Source organism: Ureibacillus sp. FSL W8-0352 (assembly GCF_038004345.1).
Lineage (GTDB): Bacteria > Bacillota > Bacilli > Bacillales_A > Planococcaceae > Ureibacillus > Ureibacillus thermosphaericus.
Map to the genome: position 1 here is coordinate 1,469,445 of NZ_JBBOQT010000001.1, position 20,419 is coordinate 1,489,863.

Below are 20,419 nucleotides of genomic sequence, written 5' to 3' on the forward strand. Positions count from 1 at the left end.
TTGTTCAAAAAAATTGGTGCTGGTTTATACTCACCAACACCAAATATTATAGAGCCAAATCTTTTAAATACAGAAATTTTCATCTTGTCACGTCCATTTTTCCCCTGTTCTCTTGAGAAAGATATTGTTGATAAGCTGTTTTAAATAGAGAATAAGAAATACGCTTCGACCGAGGCAAAAAAAGATAAAAGCTAACCATAATCCATGATTTTCATAGTTTGGGATAAAGAAATAATATGCTATTAGAAATACAATTAGAGATAGAATCATTGAATTTCTTATCGGTCCAGTGTATGTACACCCAGTAAATATTCCATAGTAAACAAGTCCAATTCCGATGGCAAAAGGTAGTATTATAAGCCAGACATAATAGTCATGACTCGTCCCAAGCACACTTTCAATATCCGTAAATGCAGATAGGATTGGTTCCTTAAAAAAGATGAGATTCAATGAGATGATGATGCTCAGTACAACGATACAAACATTCGATATAGATAGCATTTCACTAAAGGCTTTGTCATTTTTCTCTCCAGCATATTTCCCTGCAAACACACTAGAGGCATTGGCTAAACCGTCATACAAATAGCAAATGATATAGTGGATTTGGAAAAGCACAGCATTTGCCGCGAGTACTACTGTTCCAAATTCCGCGCCTTTTGCAATAAACATATTGGTCATGACTAAAAGACAAACCGTTCGAATAAAAAGGTCCGCATTGACCCCTATTATTTTTTTAAAGGTTACCTTATCTAATAGTGTGTTTCTTAATTGGAATATTCTCGTTAAACTTAATTTATTCAATACAAAATAGATTCCAAGAATAAACCCATACGCCTGAGCAATTAACGTTGCATAGGCCACTCCTGCAATAGACATTTCAAAGGCAAAGACGAATACAATATCTAAAATTATATTTATGAGATTCATAGATATTTGTAAAAATAAAGTCTCTTTAACATGTTTCCGTCCCATGAGCCATCCTAAGTTCACATAACCTATTAGCACAAAGGGCGCTCCCCAAATTAATATATTAAAATAGGTTGTTGCATGAATGGCCACTTCTGGTGAGGGTTGATAAATTAAGAGTGCTATGTTTTTTATGGCTGATTGAAATGTAATAAAGAGAATACTCAAAATAAGTGCCATTGCGAAGGGGCGAATAAAAGCATCGTATCGGTCTTTTTCTTTTCGACTTCCCAACGATTGTGCCGAAAAACCGGATGTACTCACTCTTAAAAATCCAAATAGCCAATACATTGTGTTAAAAATGACTGTTCCAATTGCTACTCCGCCAAGATATGATGCATTTTCAAGTCTGCCAACTACAGCGGTATCTACTGCTCCAAGTAGTGGCTGGGTAACCGTTGAAATCATAAAAGGGATGGCTAACAGTAGATATTCTTTAAATTTCATAGTTCCCCCCACACACATAATATTGGTCATTTGTAACTGCTTTTGGAATTCAAGAAAATCGCTTTAAGAAAAAGGCAATAAAAAAGGCTATTTAAACCACATTGGTTCAAATGCCCACAAAAGATATATTATTTTAAGTTTCATTAACAGATATACTTTCCGTAAACACTCCTCTCCATATCCCGTGGGTTTTGTGTGTTTTCTTATTATAGGCAGGTCTCCTGACTAACATCATCGCTCTTTGCGTCTTCCCACTATTAAAAGTAGTGACATCATGCAAGTTGCTCTGTATTACAGTGGCGGGTACCGTGTTGGAATTTCACCAAACTTCCCTTTTAAGTTATATCATTGGAATTAATCCATATAACACCTAAATAAGCAATATTAAGTTTCATTTATTATAATACAAAAAAACACAAATGTCTACAATCTTTGTTAGGAATCGATGAGGGTAGTAATAATATTTCTACAGGCCCCTAATCTTACGATAAAAAAGAGAACAAAATGTAATACAAGAACTTCCTCACATCTCCCATAAACATTCATACAATAAGCTTAATCACTAATTAGAGGAGAAAATAGTCTTGCTTTTTTTATTGGATTAATCGTATTAACGGTTGCTGTAAGTTTGGATAGTTTTGGCCTCGGAATTTCTTATGGATTAAGTCGTATTCGCGTTCCATTCATAGCAATATTCATCATCATGTTTTGTTCTGGAATCATGGTTTTAGCATCCATGACTATTGGAAATGTATTAAGTTCGTACTTAACTCCTGAGACTGCAAAAATAATTGGAGGATTCATATTAATTTCCATCGGGCTATTTAATTTAGTGAATGTCATCCGCTCTAAGAAGAGATCACCTGACAATGCTCCAATAAATAAAAGTATTCCACAAGAAAAACAATGGAAAATTCATCTGCAAAAATTAGGGATCATTATTACCATTTTAAAAGAACCACAAGAAGCGGATTTAGATAACTCGGGTGTTATTTCAAAAAAAGAAGCCTTTTTACTTGGTTTGGCCCTATCATTAGATGCTTTTAGTACTGGACTTGGTGCTGCGATGCTCGGCTATCCACCCCTTATATGTGCCATATTCGTTGCCATTATGAGTGGATTGTGTGTTTCCATTGGTATTAAATTAGGGGTGTTTTTGTCGCAAAAAAAGTGGGTTCAGCAAGTGGCATTCTTACCACCATTTATATTGATATCGCTTGGGCTTGCGAGCTTTTTATAGGAAATATACGAAACATTTTATAAGATAAAAAAACCCCTTCTTGACCATTCGAGAAAGGGTTTAATTTCGTTCTAAGAATCGTATTTGTATTGAACTTCATTAATGAAATAAGGATACACAACAATCTTTTCTAAATGCCGCCTACATTTGGATCTCCTGTTGGTTCTTTTCGTTTTTTTATGATTTGACGAATAGTTGGGAAAGTAAAAATAGCTATGGCTAGCCAGATACATGCAAAAGTGATGGCATGATCTATTGTAAATGACTCTCCAAACATAAGTACGCCAAGAATTAAACTAATGGTTGGGGCAATATATTGTATGAACCCGACCATATAAAGTGGAATCTTTTGCGCCCCCATACCAAACCATAAAAGAGGCAAAGCTGTAACGATACCGGATCCGAGTAAAAATAAATCATTTTTCACAGACCCAACTAAAAAACTGTGCTGATCATTAACTCCTAAATACGCTAAAAATAATAGCGCAAAGGGGACCGCAAATAAAGTTTCTAATAATAGGCCTAACATCGAATCTACTTTTATTAATTTTTTAGCCAGTCCATAAAAACCAAAAGATAGTGCTAATACGAGTGCAATCCACGGAAGCTTCCCAATAGATATTGTCATATAAATCACACCGATTCCAGCCAATACGAACGAGACTACCTGCAATTTATTAATTTTTTCACGCAATACAAAAACCCCTAACAAAACAGAGACGAGGGGGTTAATATAGTACCCTAAACTTGCATCGACTATGTGATTTGAATTCACAGCAAATATGTACGTGAGCCAGTTAATACTAATAAATAGAGAAGCAAGAATCAGTCCAAACCATGTCTTTTTCTCACTCATTTCAACTTGAAAGAAGTTTTTTAATTGCTTTCTCTTTAAAATACTCACAATGATTAATACGAAAATCAACGACCAAAGTACACGATGGGCTAATATTTCAAGGGGCGGGACTTCGTCTAAAAACTTCCAGTATATAGGTAGTATCCCCCATACGATATAAGCACCGATTGTAAAGGCAATCCCAATTGTATTTTCACGTTCCATACTTGTTCACCAGTTTCTTATTTTCGAGTATATTAAATACTCCTAAATTGATAAGTAATTATATCATACTCTTGTTATGCTAGTGGAGCTGCTGCTTATATAAGATATATTAGTTTAATTGGTAATGTTGTTGAGTATTATAAATGAAATCCATTAAAAGGATTCATACATTTTTCCCACACTCTTTAAAGATGAGTTTGCGGAAAAATCCAATAGTTTGTTGAGCATCAAAAGTAGTCACGAGGTATTTTCATGCATAAAAAAGACCCTTTCCACCGAAGTGAAAAGAGTCGCGAAACGTATATATTAACGTTTTGAGAAATATACAGATAAATTCTAAGTGTATTGAATACATCTGAATCCATTTATATCAACGTTTTGGGAGTTGTTATATGGATTAAAATGTATGAAAAAGTATTAAAGATGGTATTACTTGAACCAATTTGAACCAATAAGATAGATGTTAGTTGAATACTATAAATTTATTCATTAGAGTGGCTTAAAAATAATTAATAAGAGTCATTTCCTACTATTTACTTGGTTAAATAACTTTTTATTTTTCCTAGTTGTTTTAATTCTTGTTGTTTCATGTAATTTTCCATGAAATCTAAATCTAAATTCCCTTCATTGTTAATAGGTAACATTAATTTATCACTTTTTTGTGAACGTCAACCCCAAATGAACATTTTTTTCTCATTTACGGTGAACACTTTTTGTTAGTTACTCAACTTTCGCAGAGTAATATCTTATTGCAACTCTTGATATGACTGTTTTATATCGTCTTTCATTATTTCTCTTGTTTTTTATTGATTTTATTTTTTTAAAAGAAAAAGACACCTATCTTTTGGTAAAATTATGGTGAACAAACCAAATACCAAAGAAGGTGTCACCATTATGATAACGAAAAAAGATACTTTTGCACAACTACCAAAAGAACTTGAACGAAGATTTTCTGAATTAAATATAGGCAAACATTTGAGAAAAGCGAGAATTACTAAGGGATTTGGTTATTCATGCTTATCTATTTTCCGTCTTATTTTTTTGCTTGTTTTCCAATATAAAAATTGGTTTCAAGCACTTCAAAGTAAGAAAGCCGTGGACTTACCTAAAAAAGATACGATCTACCGTTTTCTAAATTCATCTACTTATGCTTGGCGAACTTTTTTACTTTCCTTATGTCAAGATCTTACTGGACGTATAAAAAAGCTTACATCAAACAACAGAGTGAAGGTGTTTATTGTTGATGATTCACTCTTTTCACGCAACCGAAGCAAGTCTGTTGAACTTCTTTCACGAGTATTTGATCATACAGAGAAACGATTCTATAAGGGGTTTCAGTTGCTTACTCTTGGTTGGTCTGATGGATATTCTTTTCTACCTGTAGACTTTGCTTTATTGAGTTCAGCGAAAAAGGAAAATCAACTTAACGGGGTCGATGAATCCATTGATAAACGCACTTCCGGCTACAAGCGTCGTCTTGAAGCACAACAAGATAAGCCAAGCGTTGTCTCTGCTTTATTGGATCATGCCTTAAATGCAGGAATTACAGCTGATTATGTGTTAATGGATACTTGGTTTACGCATGAGCCTTTGATTGAAAAAATCACGGATAAAGGTTTATTTGTCATTGGTATGGTCAAGCAGCTAAAACAACGTTATTTCATAGATGGTGAAGCCCATACTCTGGATGAACTCTTTAAAAAAGCAAAGCGTACCATGGAAAAGAAAGACCTACTCGGTTCGATCCATGTTCATCTTGCAAAAGGACGACAAGTCAAGATTGTATTCGTGCGTAACCGCAATAAAAAGAGTGAATGGTTAGCCATTTTGAGTACAGATACCACACTTTCAGATGAAGAAATTGTGCGTATTTACGGGATGCGCTGGGACATCGAAACATTTTTCAAGTGTACCAAATCATTGCTTAACCTAGCAAAAGAATTTCAAGGTCGTTCGTATGATCTGTTGATTAGTCATACAACGATTGTGTTTACTCGCTTTATACTCTTAGAGTGGGAGCGTAGACAAAACAACGATCCTAAAACGATTGGAAATCTCTTTTTTCTATTATGTGAAGATGTAAAAGATATGAATCTAGAGAGTGCATTGAATCAATTATTAGCGATCTTCCAAACATTAGCAGAAGCTAATGTTTGTTTGAACATGGAATTATTTAAAAGTAAAGTACAAGAATGGATTGCGTCTTTACCCAATTACATCAAGAGATGTCTGACAATATCTGTGTGCGAAAGTTGAGTAACTAAAATTTGATGAGCATTTTCAATTGTTTTAAACGATGGGCAATGACGAAACTAGTACGGCCCTTCATTAAGTTATTTAAACCTTTTTGAATATGTACTTCCGTCATCGTATCCACACTGGAAGTGGCTTCATCTAAAATTAAAATATCTGGATCTTTCAATATTGCTCGAGCAATGGCAATAAGCTGCCTCTGCCCTTGACTTAAATTTTTTCCGCCGGAATTCAATTTTGTTTCATATTGATTCGGCAAATATTTAATAAAGGAGTCGGCATAAGCAATTTTTGCTGCTCTTTCTACTTCTTCATCGGTTGCATCTAATTTTCCGTATCGAATATTTTCTCTTACTGTCCCTGAAAATAAATAGGTATCTTGCAGCACAACTCCGATGGAATCTCGCAAATGCTCCATTGGGTAAGAACGAATTTCTTCTCCATCTATTAAAATTTCGCCACTCGATACATCATAAAACCTACTGAGTAATTGAACAATCGTAGTTTTTCCAGAACCAGTTGGACCTACAAGGGCAATCATCTCACCAGGATTGGCTTGGAAAGAAATATTTTGTAACACCGGCTTATCCTTTTCGTAATGGAAATATACATTTCGAAACTCCACTTTCCCTTCTAGTGATTTTCTTGGAAGGGAATAGGGTGAATCCATAATTTCGATTCGCTCATCTAAAACTTCAAATACCCGTTCAGCACCTGCAATCGCCGCTTGAAAAGTATTTATCAAGTTCGATAGTTGATTGATCGGCCTAAAAAACTGTCTTGCATATGTTATAAAGGCAGCAATGACACCAACTGTTACGAGGGAATTGACTGCCAGTACAGCACCAACTCCAACAATTAAGCCTTGTCCAATATTATTTATAAAGTTATTTGTTGGAGGTAGAAAACCTGAAACGATTTCCGATTGCATTGCAGAATAGCGCAACTTCTCATTTCTTTCTTTAAATTGTTGAATTGTTTGCTTTTCCTTTCCAAAAAGAGTAACGATTTCTGAATTTGAAATAGTTTCTTCTATAAATCCATTTAAGTTTCCTAAATCCCGTTGTCGATTTCTGTAATTCACACTACTACGCTTTACGATTTGTTTTGTCGTCCAAAAAATTAATGGGATGACACATAGTGTAACTATCGCTAACATCCAATTTAAATACACCATTGCAATAGCAGTCCCAACGATCGTTAAAATAGAAGAAACGATTTGAATGACACTTTGAGAAAGAGCAAAATTTAAATTATCGATGTCGTTTGTCATACGACTCATTAAATCCCCTTGCTGCTTTTTATCGAAAAAAGGAATGGGCAATGATTGTATTTTTTCAAACAATAACATCCTTAAATGTTGAATTGTTTTTAACGTTGCCCGGATCATTATAAACGTTTGCAACCATGTTAATATAGAAGAAACTATAAATATTGCTGCAAGTAAAATCCCCATCCGAATGGTTCCTTCAATATCGAGGGGTAAAATATATTCATCGATGATTATTCCAATAAGCAAAGGTCCTAAAATGCTTAAAATAGAAGTAATAAACACTAACAATATTACAGAAACAATGCCCAATCTTTGTAATTTTAAGTAGCTCCAAATCCGTTTTAATGTTTCTTTTTGATTTTTCGGCTTTGCCGTCGGTCCTTGCCCACGACCGCCTCCTCTTCCGGAAATGGACTCCTGTAATCTATTCATGAATAGCACCTCCATTATTCACTTGAGTTGCTACAATTTCTTTGTAATATATATTTGTCTCCAACAATTCATCATGAGTTCCTTTCGCAACAATGCGGCCGTCTTCTAGCACAATTATTAAGTCCGCATGTTGAATGGAAGAAATTTTTGACGATACGATAAATTTCGTACTTTCACTATTATTTTCTTTCATATTATTTTGAATGATTTTTTCTGAAATACTATCTACTGCAGACGTTGTATCATCTAACACTAATATTTTTGGCTTTCGAATGAGGGCACGACTCATCGCTAGACGTTGTTTTTGTCCTCCAGATAAATTCGTTGCTCCTTGTGTTAGTTCGTGTTGTTCTTTATAATCTAATTTTTCAACGAATTCAAAAGCATTTGATGCGATTAACGCCTCTTGTATCTCCTTTTTGGATGCATCATTTTTTCCATATTTCAAGTTTTCTTCAATCGTTGTAGAGAATAACGTTGCCTTTTGTAGAGCGAAGGCTAATGAATTTCGTAAAGTTTCAATGTTGTATTGTTGGATTGGAATACCGTCAATGTAAATCGTTCCTTCATCTACATCCATTAAACGGGCAAGCAACTTAATGAGAGTCGATTTCCCACTCCCTGTCATCCCGATAATACCGACCGTACTACCGGCTTTCACTTCAAATGAAATATCTTTTAATACTGGCTCTCCTAGTTTCGTATAAGAAAAACTCACGTGTTCAAATTTCACATCGCCTTTAATTTCTTTAGTAACTGGATTTTTTACATTGGTAATATCCGGGCTTTCCTCTAATACGTCTACAACTCGTTCCGCACTTGGAATGGCACGAGCAATTTGAATAAGTACGTTGCTGGAGCTCATTAAACCGTTCATTATCATCATTAAATAGTTGATAAATGCAACGATTACCCCAATTTCAATTGTACCTGCTTCAACTTTCACTACCCCTAGCATTAGCGCTAAAACAATTCCGATATTTACAACGAACTGAGTAATTGGCATTAACGCAGCTACAACTTGATCTGCTGTCATATTCCGTTTCGTTATGCGATCGTTTACTACTTTAAATTGCTTTACTTGAAACGCCATTCGGTTAAATGCTTTAATGACACGAATTCCTGCAAGGTTTTCTTGTACCCGAGTATTAATTTGGTCCATCGCTTCTTGTACTTTTCGAAACAACACTATCGATAATTTAATAAATACATATAAACTAATGATTAATACTGGAACTACAAAAAATAACACCGGAAATAACTCTCTTGCAGTAAAGAAAACAACGATTACTGCTCCAATAAACATTAAAGGACCACGGACAAAAACTTTTAAAAGCATTATTAATGCTTTTTGTAACATTTCCACGTCATTCGTTAAATTCGTGATCAGCTTACCTAACGTAAATTTATCTTTATTACTATTAGAAAAGTATGTAATCGTTTCATATAAATCTGCTCTTATATCTGTTGCAAAATTTACAGCAGCTTTCGAACTATAATAGCCACAACCAGCCCCGGTAAGCCATCCTATAAAAGCACATAGCAAAATGGCAATAAACATCATAATGATGTAGGATGTGTCATTATTTGCGATTCCTTCATCGATAATTTTGTGAATAATCGTAGGCTGAATTAAATCCATCGCCACCTCTAATACCATCAATAGCGGAGCTAATATAGCAAAATGTTTATATGGTTTTAAATATTTTATAAGCTTTAATGCAGCTACCATTGATAACTCCTCTTCCATATAGATTCTTGAATCCTTGACTATAATACCACTTCATTATACATTTATTTTAAAAGTAAATAGCTGTAATTAGGTGCCCGTTAAGGGAGAATAGGGAATAAAGTGAAAATCTTTAGCGGTCCCACCACTGTAATGGAGAGCAATATGGAAATGCCACTAGGAAACTGGGAAGGCCCATATATGTGATGAACCTAAGCCAGGAGACCTGCCTAATTACGCGTATACATACAGTACGATGGAAAAGTCTGTAGTTTATTTTGTTATGGAATAAACTGCGGACTTTTCCTTTTTTATTAACTGAAATATGGAGGAGATTTTATGGAATTATTAAACGCTACATTAAAACAGATTAAGGGATTAGACAAGAACATTGCGGAACAAGCCCAACAAAAAGTTGATGCTCTTTGTAAACCGTTAAAAAGTTTAGGAAAGTTAGAATCTATCGCAATTCAACTGGCGGGGATTTATAGAAAACTTGAGCTGGATGTAACGAATAAAGCGGTTATTTCATTAGCTGCGGATCATGGAGTCCATGAAGAAAATGTTTCAAATAATCCTCAATTTGTAACAGTAATGCAATCTCTTGGTTTTGCTAAAGGATTTACTGGGGTATGTGTCATTGCAAAGTCTGCTGGAGCTAAAGTGATTCCCGTAGATGTAGGTATAAAAGAAGACTTACCTAAAGATGCAGGGGTCATTATTAAAAAAGTAAAATACGGAACAGACAATATGGCAAAAGGCCCTGCAATGACGAGAGAGGAAGCAATTCAATCGATTGAAGTTGGTATTGAAGTTGCTAATGAACAAATAAAAAATGGTATGAATGTACTTGCCACGGGAGAAATGGGCATTTGCAATACAACTGCTAGCTCCGCAGTTTTATCTGTTTTCCATCAATGTGATCCTTCTATCGTTACGGGAAAAGGAGCTGGTGTAGACAGTATTGAACACAAAATATCGGTCATTCGACAAGCAATTCAAGTAAATCAACCGAACCCTGACGATGCCATTGATGTTCTATCAAAAGTTGGTGGTTTGGAATTAGGTGGGATGGCGGGAGTTGTATTAAGTGCTGCTGCAAATCGAGTACCTGTAGTCATTGATGGGTTTATTTCAACAGTTGCTGCACTCATTGCGTATCAACTAGAACCGAAAGTAAAAGATTATATTATACCTTCTCATTTTTCTGAAGAGCTTGGTGCAAAAATTGCAAATCAAGTGTTAGGGATAGAACCATTGTTACATATGAATATGTGTTTAGGTGAAGGTTCCGGGGCTGCATTAGCATTCCCATTACTTGATGCAGCAAGCGCAATGATGAATCATATGACAACTTTAGAAGAATCCCAACAATATATGCAACAAATTATGTCAAAACAACAATCGATTTAATCGAGTAGGAGGGAGTGATTAGCTCCCGTCCTCTCACACCACCGTACGTACGGTTCCGTATACGGCGGTTCAATTAAGATAATTGACGCAAGTTTTCATAACTTCCGTGAATAGCTGTTCTCTTTATGCCAGTGGTCACTCCACCCTCCAAGAGGACTCCCACGGGATTCACCGCTTCCTTCCTCAAGTGAGGTACTATGTTTTCTGTGTTCATCATGACTCACTGAATGCCAAGGGCTATTCTCTCTTAATTGTTCGGTCCTTCTTAGTAGTTCTAAACCAACTAATACTATGACCTCTGCTGACTTCTGACGGTTCAGCTACTTATCACTAAGTAGGTTATGAAGCGAACTTCACCTATCCGCCAGACCTCCCCGGGTAAGTACATGCACTTTCACACCATCTATCCGCCTCATTTACTCGATATGACCTTCGACAGAAAGAGCTTTGTTTTGTTTCGCAAACTCACTCAATCATACCTAGCCTTATATGAGGTTCGTGTTCCTCGGACCGGTGTTTTGCCTCCAGCTTCCTTCAGATTCCGCGTCACCACGGACACCCTTGCTCTTGGCTAACCTCTACTTCTGTCTTCGGGGTTCGGGACTTACACCCTATAGTTCATGTACATGCCGGGCGCACAATCGAGTAGGAGGGAGTGATTAGCTCCCGTCCTCTCACACCACCGTACGTACGGTTCCGTATACGGCGGTTCAATTAAGATAATTGACGCAAGTTTTCATAACTTCCGTGAATAGCTTGTCTTCTTATGCCAGTGGTCACTCCACCCTCCAAGAGGTCTCCCACGGGATTCACCGCTTCCTTCCTCAAGTGAGGTACTACGTTTTCTGTGTTCATCATGACTCACTGAATGCCAAGGGCTATTCTCTCTTAATTGTTCGGTCCTTCTTAGTAGTTCTAAACCAACTAATACTATGACCTCTGCTGACTTCTGACGGTTCAGCTACTTATCACTAAGTAGGTTATGAAGCGAACTTCACCTATCCGCCAGACCTCCCCGGGTAAGTACATGCACTTTCACACCATCTATCCGCCTCATTTACTCGATATGACCTTCGACAGAAAGAGCTTTGTTTTGTTACGCAAACTCACTCAATCATACCTAGCCTTATATGAGGTTCGTGTTCCTCGGACCGGTGTTTTGCCTCCAGCTTCCTTCAGATTCCGCGTCACCACGGACACCCTTGCTCTTGGCTAACCTCTACTTCTGTCTTCGGGGTTCGGGACTTACACCCTATAGTTCATGTACATGCCGGGCGCACATTAAGAATGGGCTTCCAAGTTATTTGGAAGCCCATTCTTATTTTCTCAAATCTAATAGGTTTACGACGGTTGTTGGTTTATGTATATACTGCGTTAGTTGATTTTCTTGATCCTTTAAAATATTGACCTCTTGATTAATTTTCTCCATTTTTTGATCTAATTCAGCTGCCGTTAATGCCGCATTTTTAATTCTTCTTTTATTCGTTCTGGTATTTGACGATTGTACTTGTAATATATTTTATGCTCTAGACTCGCCCAAAAATCCATTGCAATCGTACGTATTTGCATTTCTACAAACACATTTTCTTTACGGTCCGACATATACACAGGTATTTTCATGACAATATGGAGGCTTTGATAACCATTAGGCTTCGGGTTTTTTATATAATCTTTTATTTCTATCACTTGAATATCTGATTGTTTTTGAATCATTTCACTAATGCGATAAATATCAGAAACAAAAGAGCAAATGATGCGAATGCCTGCAATATCACGAATATTTTCCTTAATAGACTCTAAAGTGAGGGGAATTTTCTTCTTTTCCGCCTTTTTAATGATGCTTTCTACGGTTTTAATTCGTGTATTCACATGCTCTATCGGATTGTATTCATGAGTTAGTCGAAATTCTTCCTTTAATATATTTACTTTCGTTGAAATTTCTTCAAGGGCAAATTTATAAGCCATACCAAAACGAGTCATTTCTGTTCGAACTTGAAGGAACTCATTTGATAGTAGACTTTTTTCTTCTAGTTGCCTCATTTTTTACCCCTCTAATTCAATATTGTTTTGTGATAGAGTGTAATGAAAACGCTATCACAATACTATTATCTCATAAAAATAGAACAATTAATGTGGATAAGCTGTTTCAAATTTGACTCCAATTTATGAAACTTCTTCAATGAGCTCTCTTCCATTGTTTTTAGGAGAATTTACTTTATCGGAAACTGGATAAGCTGTTAACAATTCTGAAGGATACGGCACTAGTAATGTTTTTAATTGATCCCGATTCTGAATTTGGGGATTCAACCAAGTATGTTGATGTTCCTTTGGTAAAATTACTGGCATTCGTTCATGAATTGTCGACATGAATTTATTAGAAGTTGTCGTTAAAATTGTACACGTATGAACAGCTCCGTTAGGACTTTGCCAAGTATCCCACAAACCAGCTACCGCGAAGAGTGAATCGTCTTTCATTTTAATTCGCATAGGGATTTTCGAATTGCCTTCTCTTTTCCATTCATAGAAGGAATCCATTGGGATGATGCATCTTTTACGATAGAAAGATTGTTTAAAGCTTGGTTTTTCATCTACTGTTTCAGATCTTGCATTGATCATTTTAGAAGCAAATTTTTCGTCTTTTGACCACGAAGGAATGAATCCCCACTTTAAATAACCCATTCTGTTTTTACTACCATCATGAATAATAGCAATTACTTGTTGAGAAGGGGCAATATTATAACTTTCCCGATAAAGTTCTTCAGCAATCGCAACTTCCACATCAAATTCTTCAAGTAGTTTTTCATAGGAAGCAAATAAAGTAAACCGACCACACATCATAATCCCTCCATAAACTTATTCAGCTATATTCATCATACATAAAAAGTTGGGGGTATAAACCTTTATAGTGTTTGTTATTAGGTGGATGGTTTTACTTCACTATTCAATATTCGAAATGGCAAGGCGATATAATTTGTCATCATTTTCACGAGGATTTCCTCTACCGTCTGCATTATTCGTAATAAAGTATAAATAATCTCCCTCAATTAGAATGTCGCGAATTCTACCTAGGTTATTCACAACCTCTTTTTGTTCCATTGTATTTAAATTAAATTCTAAAATGGCATTGCCTCGTAATGCTGCAACATATAGTTTATTGTCGAAATAATCCATTCCAGAAGGGGCCCACGTTTTATTAGGACCGGATGTAAAGAGGGGAGAAATCATACCATCTCTCTGTTCCGTTCCTTCTATAATAGGCCAGCCATAGTTTTCACCCTTTTCTATTCGGTTGATTTCATCGTTTGCTTGATTACCATGTTCACTCGCATACATCGTACCATCCGACACCCATGTTAACCCTTGGGGATTTCGGTGTCCGTAACTAAATGCATAAGAATTTGGTAAAGGATTGTCTGATGGGATAGAGCCGTCCAATTGTATTCGAAGGATTTTCCCACCTAACGAATTTACATCTTGGGCAATGGACGATCGCAGTGCATCTCCTGTTGTAGCGTAAAGCATACCGTCGGGGCCAATTTTCAATCTTCCACCATGATGTACTCGACCACTTGGTATTTTATCAAGTAATATCTCTTCTTCAGTCCAACGATTTTCGTTAAGCTTTAATCGAACAATTCGATTATATTGTCCGAATTCATCTTCATAAGTGTAATATCCATAAGCTTCATTTGTTTGTGAAAAGTCCGGTGCTAATACAAATCCTAAAAATCCCGCTTCCGCAGCACTTGAAAGTCTTTTTTCGAAATGTACCTCTTGTCTTTCGATATTGCCGTTCTCCACTTTAACGATATTCCCTCTTCGTTCGGAAAGGTAGAAAATATCTCCTATTTTTTCAATCGACCAAGGGATTTGAAGATTGCTTGCTATTTCTTCAATTTGTATATTTGCTGTTGTTTCGATTGTTTGATGTACAGCTGTTTCAGCTACTTTCGGTGGCTGTGGCTGCTTTGGTGAACAACCAGTAATAAAAAAAGCGATGATGATTATTGGAATGAGCGCCTTCATCGACATCCTCCTTATTATTCTGTTATCTTTAACATTAACCATCTTCCCCTGATCTAATCCCTTGTAACCCTTTGCTTTCAATAAAAAGAGGTGAAAAAAATAAAAACTCATCATTTTCTCTTAAGAGAAAATGATGAGTTTTTTAACTGAAAATTGATTTCCGTTCCGGTGACGCTTTCCCCAGGCGTGGCCTCAGCCACCTTAGATTTATCACTATATTTTAATGTTGAAAGTTCTTTACTTTATCCACTGCTTCTAATAGTTTTTCTGTTACAACATCCGATTCTTCGATATGATTTTGCAGAACTTCATTTATTTCATCAAAAGTTTGAGTTGTCATTTTGAATTTTTGGAGAACATCCACATTCGATACTTTTTGATTTTCTATATCTCCTAACAACTCATTAATCCCATTTTGAACTTGTTTAATCATATCGAGTAAGCGATGAATTTGCTCCGATGTTTTTTCACTTACTTTAATTCCTTCTTCAACTAAACTCATATTATTTTGAGCGTCTTGATAGACTTTCGATATTTGTTTTTGTGTTTTATTCGTTAATGCCACGATATCTTCCGCGCTGGCCTTCGTACTTTCAGCTAGCTTTTTTACTTCATCAGCCACAACAGAAAACCCTCGTCCATGTTCACCGGCTCTTGCTGCTTCAATTGAGGCATTTAAAGCAAGAAGATTCGTTTGGTTCGAAATATCACTTATTACTTGTACAATTTCTTCAATTTGCTTCGAATGTTCACTTAGCTCATTCATACTTTTAGAAGTTTCGGTAGATTGTTCACCTAATTGATCAATTAACTTCTCTACTTCCGAAACTGCATCTCTACTTTCTTCAGATACCATCACCATTTGGTTGGAGGCATTGATTAATCCATGCCCTTTATGTAACACGAGATCAGAAACTTCATTTGAATGAAGGGTACTTTCTTCAACTCGATGGAACTCTTGTAATATTTTTTCCACCATTTCTCCCAATATATAATGTTGACTATTCACTTTATCGTGCTGAGTTATTGTCGTAATTAATTCTTTATGTAAATCCACTAGCATTGCACTAATTAAATCTGATGATTCAAAATACTAAGAATGTTCAATTTTTTATTGATTTCGAAACAAAAAAATCCTTTACAATGGAAGTACAGGTGGTTCCTGTCCAAATCCAATCGTAAAGGATAAACGTTATGGACAAGAATACACTAATTTCATCATTTGGTAAATGGGTTTCACCCATAAATATTCAAAAACTTAGCGAACAAGTCAAAGAATTGAAACAGGACTATTACACAAAAAAGCTGACAACAGAAGCCTATATTAAACTTTTATTGGTAGCCCAGCTGCTCGAATTTAAGAGCTTAGAGGAAATGAGTGATGCACTTGTAGACGAAGATCTTCAAAAAGCACTCGGATTTGAATCGATAAGTGCCTCTCAGCTATCCCGAAAAAACAATCAGATCAACCCACTAATTCTTGCAAATTTGTTCTTGGATCTTGTTTGGAAAATTCAACGGTACCATTATAAAACCGGAAAGAATATGCCACTGAAAATCATTGATTCAAGTACACTCCCGTTGAATTTGACCAATTATAAATGGGCAAAATTCCGTAAAACAAAAGCTGGTGTAAAGCTACACTTACGGCTCGTTTTCATGGATAAAGACACCGTCTATCCTGAAAAAGCAGTGATTACGACAGCAAAAGAACATGACCGAAATCAACTCGAAGTCCTAGTGGATGATAAAGAAGCCATGTATGTGTTTGACCGCGGTTATGTGGACTATGAACGTTTTGATCGGATGACAGATGATGGCTATTTCTTCGTTTCAAGACTGAAGAAAAACGCAGTCATTCGTGAAGTCTATACATTTTCACTTCCTGATGATTGTCACGTTCTATCCGATAAAATGGTCTACATTGGTACCACACAAAATCGTACTGAAAATGTCTTTCGTCTACTAGAAGTTATGGACACAAAAGGGAACTTACTTCGTTTCATCACCAACCGATTTGATTTAAAACCAGAAGAGATAAGTGATATTTACCGATCTCGCTGGGCTATTGAACTCTTTTTCAAATGGCTCAAGCAACACGTAGAAATTAAGCACTTTTATGGAATGAGTGAAACAGCTATTCAAAATCAAATTTTCTTAGCCCTTATCACGTATTGCTTACATGTTCTCATTCAATTGGAGATGAAAAGTAAGAAATCTCTACTTCGAATTACTCGTTGGTTAAAGAGAGCTCTGTGGAAACCAGCTTATGTTTGGTTGCGAAAATTTGATGGGCGAGCCAGTCCATAATCTCCCTTTTGTCGTTGTCGCTCTGGTTTAACTGTATATATTTACCAAATGGGCAGTGCCACCTTTCTTTAGGTTTTGTCTTTTTGGCACAAATTCACAAAAAATAATTAACAGAAAATTCTAACTATATTTATGCAATGCTAATGATGTAAATCATTTAAGAAAATTTGAAATGCATGCTCTCTTTCATCTAATTTGTTATTTAGCTCATCAATTTTCTTCTTGAATAGTTCAATATCCTCTTCTCTAGATTGAAATAATTTAAACATAGCTTCCCCTTCACCCCATAAAGATTCATTTATAATATTACTTTTAGTATAACACGAAATGTAAAGACACAAAATTGTAAAAATTTGAGATAGGTTGAAGGTATGTAATAAAAATCAATCCTAGATAAAATGAACTGCACAAAAGCTTATATACCTTCTGTACAGTTCTTTTTCAATCGTATTGAGATTATATTTTATACTGATTAACAATCGAATTTAAATCATTTGCTAATTGTGATAATTGTTTTGTGCCATTTGCTATTTCATTCATTAATTTACTTGAAGAACGAACTGTTGCCGTTGTTTCTTCAATACCTACTGTAGATTCTTCTGAAATAGCTAGTATCTCTTGAAGGGAAGCATTAATATCTTGTCCTTCCTCTGCCATCTGCTCAATATTTCGAATAATTGTATGAATGAATTCAATCATATTAAATACAGATAGTTGAATATTTCTAAAGGTTTCTGTTGTAGTGTTCATATGTTCGGAACCTTGTTCAATTTGTTTATAGCCACTTTGCAACGATTGGCTAACACTTGTAGATTCATGTTGAATGTTTTGAACTAATGTTGTAATCTCTGTAACTGAAGAGCCCACCTCTACTGCTAGCTGGCGTACTTTCTCCGCAACAACAGCAAAACCTTTACCATGTTCCCCAGCCCGGGCAGCTTCGATGGAAGCATTTAGTGCTAATAAATTCGTTTCATTGGAAATATCTTTAATAATATCAACGAACCTATAAATCTCCTTAGTCTCCCTATCTAGCATTTGCATTTTTTGTACCGATTGTTGCATGACTTCAAAAATGCATTTAAACTGTTCATTTGATTTTTCTATTAATTCATATCCGTTATTGGAAAGCTCTAACACTCTTTCAGAAGTATGTTGTAATTCTGTTCCTTTTTTACTCGTTTCACTCATATTCGAAGCATACATCGCCATAATTACCGACACTTCACTCACGGCATTGCTTTGTCGTTCTGAACCTTTTGCTAATTCTTCCATCGTCTTTGCTATTTCTTCAGAACCACTGGAAACTTCTTCAGTTGAACGGGATAACAACTCACTTTCATTTAAAACGACGGTTGATGCATTTGCGACTTGTTTAATCGTATGATGCAATTGTTCTTGAAGCTCTCTCATATCTTTGTAAAGCTTCCCAATTTCATCAGCTCTTTTTTGTTTTTCAATTCTAATAGTTAAGTCGCCATCTTTTAGACGGTGCATCATTTCAGAAACTGCAGCAATCGGTTTTGATATTGAATGCCCCAAAAGAATAGTTCCAATAATGATTAATAGAAGGACTGCTATTAATATAATAGAAGAAATCAACGTATAACGATTCATGAAATCATTTATGATCGATGCATCTTGCATAAGTTGAATCGTACCGATAACTTTACTTTCTGTCGGGTCATACATTGGAATATATGAAATCGTAAAATCTTCGTTATTTTTTCGAATGATTTCACCAGTTTGGATTTTTTCTAGTACGCCTTGTTCCTCAATCTTTATCCCAACTCTTGATTGTTCAGAGGATTGTACAATTACTCCTTCCAAGTCGTATAAATTAATGTTTGCACCTGGAAGCATTCCAATAATTTCTTGTAAGAAGGAGTCTTTCAATCTGATTTGAAGAGTACCGATAATTTGACCATTGTATTCAATTGGAGAAAAAGCACGTACTCCTAATCCACTATTACCAAATTCAAATCCAGAGTAAGATTGTCCTTTTAAAGCTCCTTGAATAGCCGGTATATCACTTTTATCATCTCCGTATTTATCAAAGTTATGGGCACGTATATGTACGATTCCATTACTGTTTCCAACTTCGAATACATTGAGTTGATGTTCATTATGTAACCGTTCATATATATGTATTAGTTCCTTCCCCGCTTCATCTCGATTTGGATTCAGTAAACTTGTTTTTGGCAATTAAAAAATGCATGAAATGGCAATTAAACTTATTCGATATCTTGAATAATTATTCGTATCTATAATCGCTTGACATGGAGCCTCTGCGGGCATGATTTCTTGCAAAGGGAGCAAGCCATAATTATATTTGGACTTTGCAAGGCAGAGTAGCCTATCATGCCCGCCACTCCATGTAAAGCGTCAAATATGCAAAAATTTATGCATAACCTTAATTGCCAAACACTACAAAAATTAATTACCATCAACAGTAAACTTTCGATAACAAGGGGATCTTTCGCATACTTTTCTGCAAGAAGAAGTAATTCCGACGATACGTGTTGTAATTGGGTTTGGACCCCTGCTTCAACATTATGTTGGCTATCTTCCATTACTTTTTCTAAACTACCCTCTACCGTAATATAAATACTTACGATAGCGAAAAGTAATGGTACTATGCTTATTAAAAGTGTTAGAAAAATCAGCCTTTGTTTAATACTTTTAAACTTCATCCTCATCTCATATCCTTATATCTATATATTTTTATCCCTTTTTAGTATATTAAAAAAACGTCTCTTTTCATCTGAAAAATTGAATTATAAAAAACTTTTGTAAACAAAACAATAAAACCTACTCAAATTAGTAGAGTAGGTCTATAGTTCATCATATTAACGGATCGATATGTTTATATTTAGGATAAATATCAGGATGTAAAATAGCAGCTAACTTTGTAAGCCCTTGGAGAAGCCTAGGGGAAGGGCGACAAAATAAAAACTCTTCTAAAATATACAATTCGTCGTTTTGGATCGCAGTGATTTCCTCAACACCCGGTCGTTTTAATATAACTTTCGGATTCGCTCTCTTCGTTTCCACACCAACCCAAGCAACACAAAAAACGTCTGGATTTCTTTTCTTTACTTCTTCCCAATCCGTTTGTACATTTGCTTGTGGCATATCTTCAAAAATGTTGCGTCCTCCAGCAAGTTCAGCCATTTCGGTTAACCAATTCGTTGCTCCAGGGGTAAAAATCGGTTTTGCCCACCATTCAAAAAAAACTTAGACGGAATAAATAACACCGACATTAAATTT

15 protein-coding genes, 2 pseudogenes and 2 riboswitches are annotated in these 20,419 nt (G+C 35.7%); of the genes and pseudogenes, 4 read left to right on the forward strand and 13 right to left on the reverse strand.

Annotated features, from left to right (window positions below; genetic code table 11):
• Positions 1-87: 87 nt before the first annotated feature.
• Entirely contained in the window at positions 88-1,413 is a 1,326-nt protein-coding gene (locus NST98_RS07570; protein WP_340714809.1) for an MATE family efflux transporter, read from the reverse strand.
• Positions 1,414-1,607: 194 nt separating this feature from the next.
• A riboswitch (cobalamin riboswitch) is annotated at positions 1,608-1,802 on the reverse strand.
• A 215-nt stretch (positions 1,803-2,017) separates the two neighbouring features.
• Here NST98_RS07570 and ytaF point away from each other — a divergent pair.
• On the forward strand, positions 2,018-2,653 hold the full coding sequence (gene ytaF / locus NST98_RS07575; protein WP_340715697.1) for a sporulation membrane protein YtaF: 636 nt from the start codon (positions 2,018-2,020) through the stop codon (positions 2,651-2,653).
• Positions 2,654-2,783: 130 nt separating this feature from the next.
• Here ytaF and rarD read toward each other — a convergent pair whose 3' ends face one another.
• Positions 2,784-3,713 carry an EamA family transporter RarD gene (rarD, locus tag NST98_RS07580; protein WP_340714810.1) on the reverse strand — a complete coding sequence of 310 codons (930 nt, stop codon included), beginning with the start codon at positions 3,711-3,713 and terminating at the stop codon, positions 2,784-2,786.
• An 894-nt stretch (positions 3,714-4,607) separates the two neighbouring features.
• On the opposite strand from rarD, the gene NST98_RS07585 reads away from it, so the two are divergent.
• Positions 4,608-5,969, forward strand: coding sequence for an IS4 family transposase (locus tag NST98_RS07585; RefSeq protein ID WP_096550514.1), 1,362 nt, complete (start codon positions 4,608-4,610; stop codon positions 5,967-5,969).
• Positions 5,970-5,971: 2 nt separating this feature from the next.
• On the opposite strand, the pseudogene NST98_RS07590 reads toward NST98_RS07585, so the two are convergent.
• Both NST98_RS07590 and NST98_RS07595 read right to left on the reverse strand, forming a co-directional pair.
• A pseudogene (locus NST98_RS07590) lies at positions 5,972-7,671 on the reverse strand (ABC transporter ATP-binding protein); the annotation flags it as partial.
• On the reverse strand, positions 7,664-9,403 hold the full coding sequence (locus NST98_RS07595; RefSeq protein ID WP_340714812.1) for an ABC transporter ATP-binding protein: 1,740 nt from the start codon (positions 9,401-9,403) through the stop codon (positions 7,664-7,666). The pseudogene NST98_RS07590 and the gene NST98_RS07595, both read right to left, overlap by 8 nt.
• Before the next feature lie 72 nt (positions 9,404-9,475).
• Positions 9,476-9,648, forward strand: a riboswitch (cobalamin riboswitch).
• A 91-nt stretch (positions 9,649-9,739) separates the two neighbouring features.
• Between NST98_RS07595 and cobT the strand changes: the two genes are divergently transcribed.
• Positions 9,740-10,813: a nicotinate-nucleotide--dimethylbenzimidazole phosphoribosyltransferase gene (gene cobT, locus NST98_RS07600; RefSeq protein WP_340714813.1), complete on the forward strand. Its 1,074-nt coding sequence runs from the start codon at positions 9,740-9,742 to the stop codon at positions 10,811-10,813.
• Positions 10,814-10,886: 73 nt separating this feature from the next.
• Here the strand turns inward: cobT and NST98_RS07605 are convergent, their stop codons facing one another.
• From NST98_RS07605 to NST98_RS07630, 6 genes and pseudogenes are all read right to left on the reverse strand, one after another.
• Entirely contained in the window at positions 10,887-11,030 is a 144-nt protein-coding gene (locus tag NST98_RS07605) for a hypothetical protein (protein WP_340714232.1), read from the reverse strand.
• Between the two features lie 497 nt (positions 11,031-11,527).
• Entirely contained in the window at positions 11,528-11,671 is a 144-nt protein-coding gene (locus NST98_RS07610) for a hypothetical protein (protein ID WP_172597780.1), read from the reverse strand.
• Between the two features lie 460 nt (positions 11,672-12,131).
• A pseudogene (locus NST98_RS07615) lies at positions 12,132-12,853 on the reverse strand (GTP pyrophosphokinase).
• 123 nt (positions 12,854-12,976) lie between these two features.
• On the reverse strand, positions 12,977-13,651 hold the full coding sequence (locus NST98_RS07620) for an SOS response-associated peptidase (RefSeq protein WP_340714814.1): 675 nt from the start codon (positions 13,649-13,651) through the stop codon (positions 12,977-12,979).
• A gap of 99 nt (positions 13,652-13,750) precedes the next feature.
• Positions 13,751-14,839, reverse strand: a complete 1,089-nt coding sequence (locus NST98_RS07625) for a PQQ-dependent sugar dehydrogenase (RefSeq protein ID WP_340715698.1) — start codon at positions 14,837-14,839, stop codon at positions 13,751-13,753.
• Between the two features lie 220 nt (positions 14,840-15,059).
• Positions 15,060-15,896: a methyl-accepting chemotaxis protein gene (locus tag NST98_RS07630; protein WP_340714815.1), complete on the reverse strand. Its 837-nt coding sequence runs from the start codon at positions 15,894-15,896 to the stop codon at positions 15,060-15,062.
• 137 nt (positions 15,897-16,033) lie between these two features.
• On the opposite strand from NST98_RS07630, the gene NST98_RS07635 reads away from it, so the two are divergent.
• Positions 16,034-17,149 carry an IS4 family transposase gene (locus NST98_RS07635; protein WP_096549683.1) on the forward strand — a complete coding sequence of 372 codons (1,116 nt, stop codon included), beginning with the start codon at positions 16,034-16,036 and terminating at the stop codon, positions 17,147-17,149.
• A 456-nt stretch (positions 17,150-17,605) separates the two neighbouring features.
• On the opposite strand, the gene NST98_RS07640 is transcribed toward NST98_RS07635, so the two are convergent.
• The 3 genes from NST98_RS07640 to NST98_RS07650 form a co-directional block, all read right to left on the reverse strand.
• Positions 17,606-19,354: a methyl-accepting chemotaxis protein gene (locus NST98_RS07640; RefSeq protein ID WP_340714816.1), complete on the reverse strand. Its 1,749-nt coding sequence runs from the start codon at positions 19,352-19,354 to the stop codon at positions 17,606-17,608.
• A gap of 59 nt (positions 19,355-19,413) precedes the next feature.
• Entirely contained in the window at positions 19,414-19,842 is a 429-nt protein-coding gene (locus NST98_RS07645; RefSeq protein ID WP_340714817.1) for a hypothetical protein, read from the reverse strand.
• A gap of 151 nt (positions 19,843-19,993) precedes the next feature.
• A complete protein-coding gene (locus NST98_RS07650) occupies positions 19,994-20,323 on the reverse strand; it encodes an ABC transporter substrate-binding protein (protein ID WP_445684033.1) in 330 nt (109 codons plus the stop codon).
• Positions 20,324-20,419: the final 96 nt, after the last annotated feature.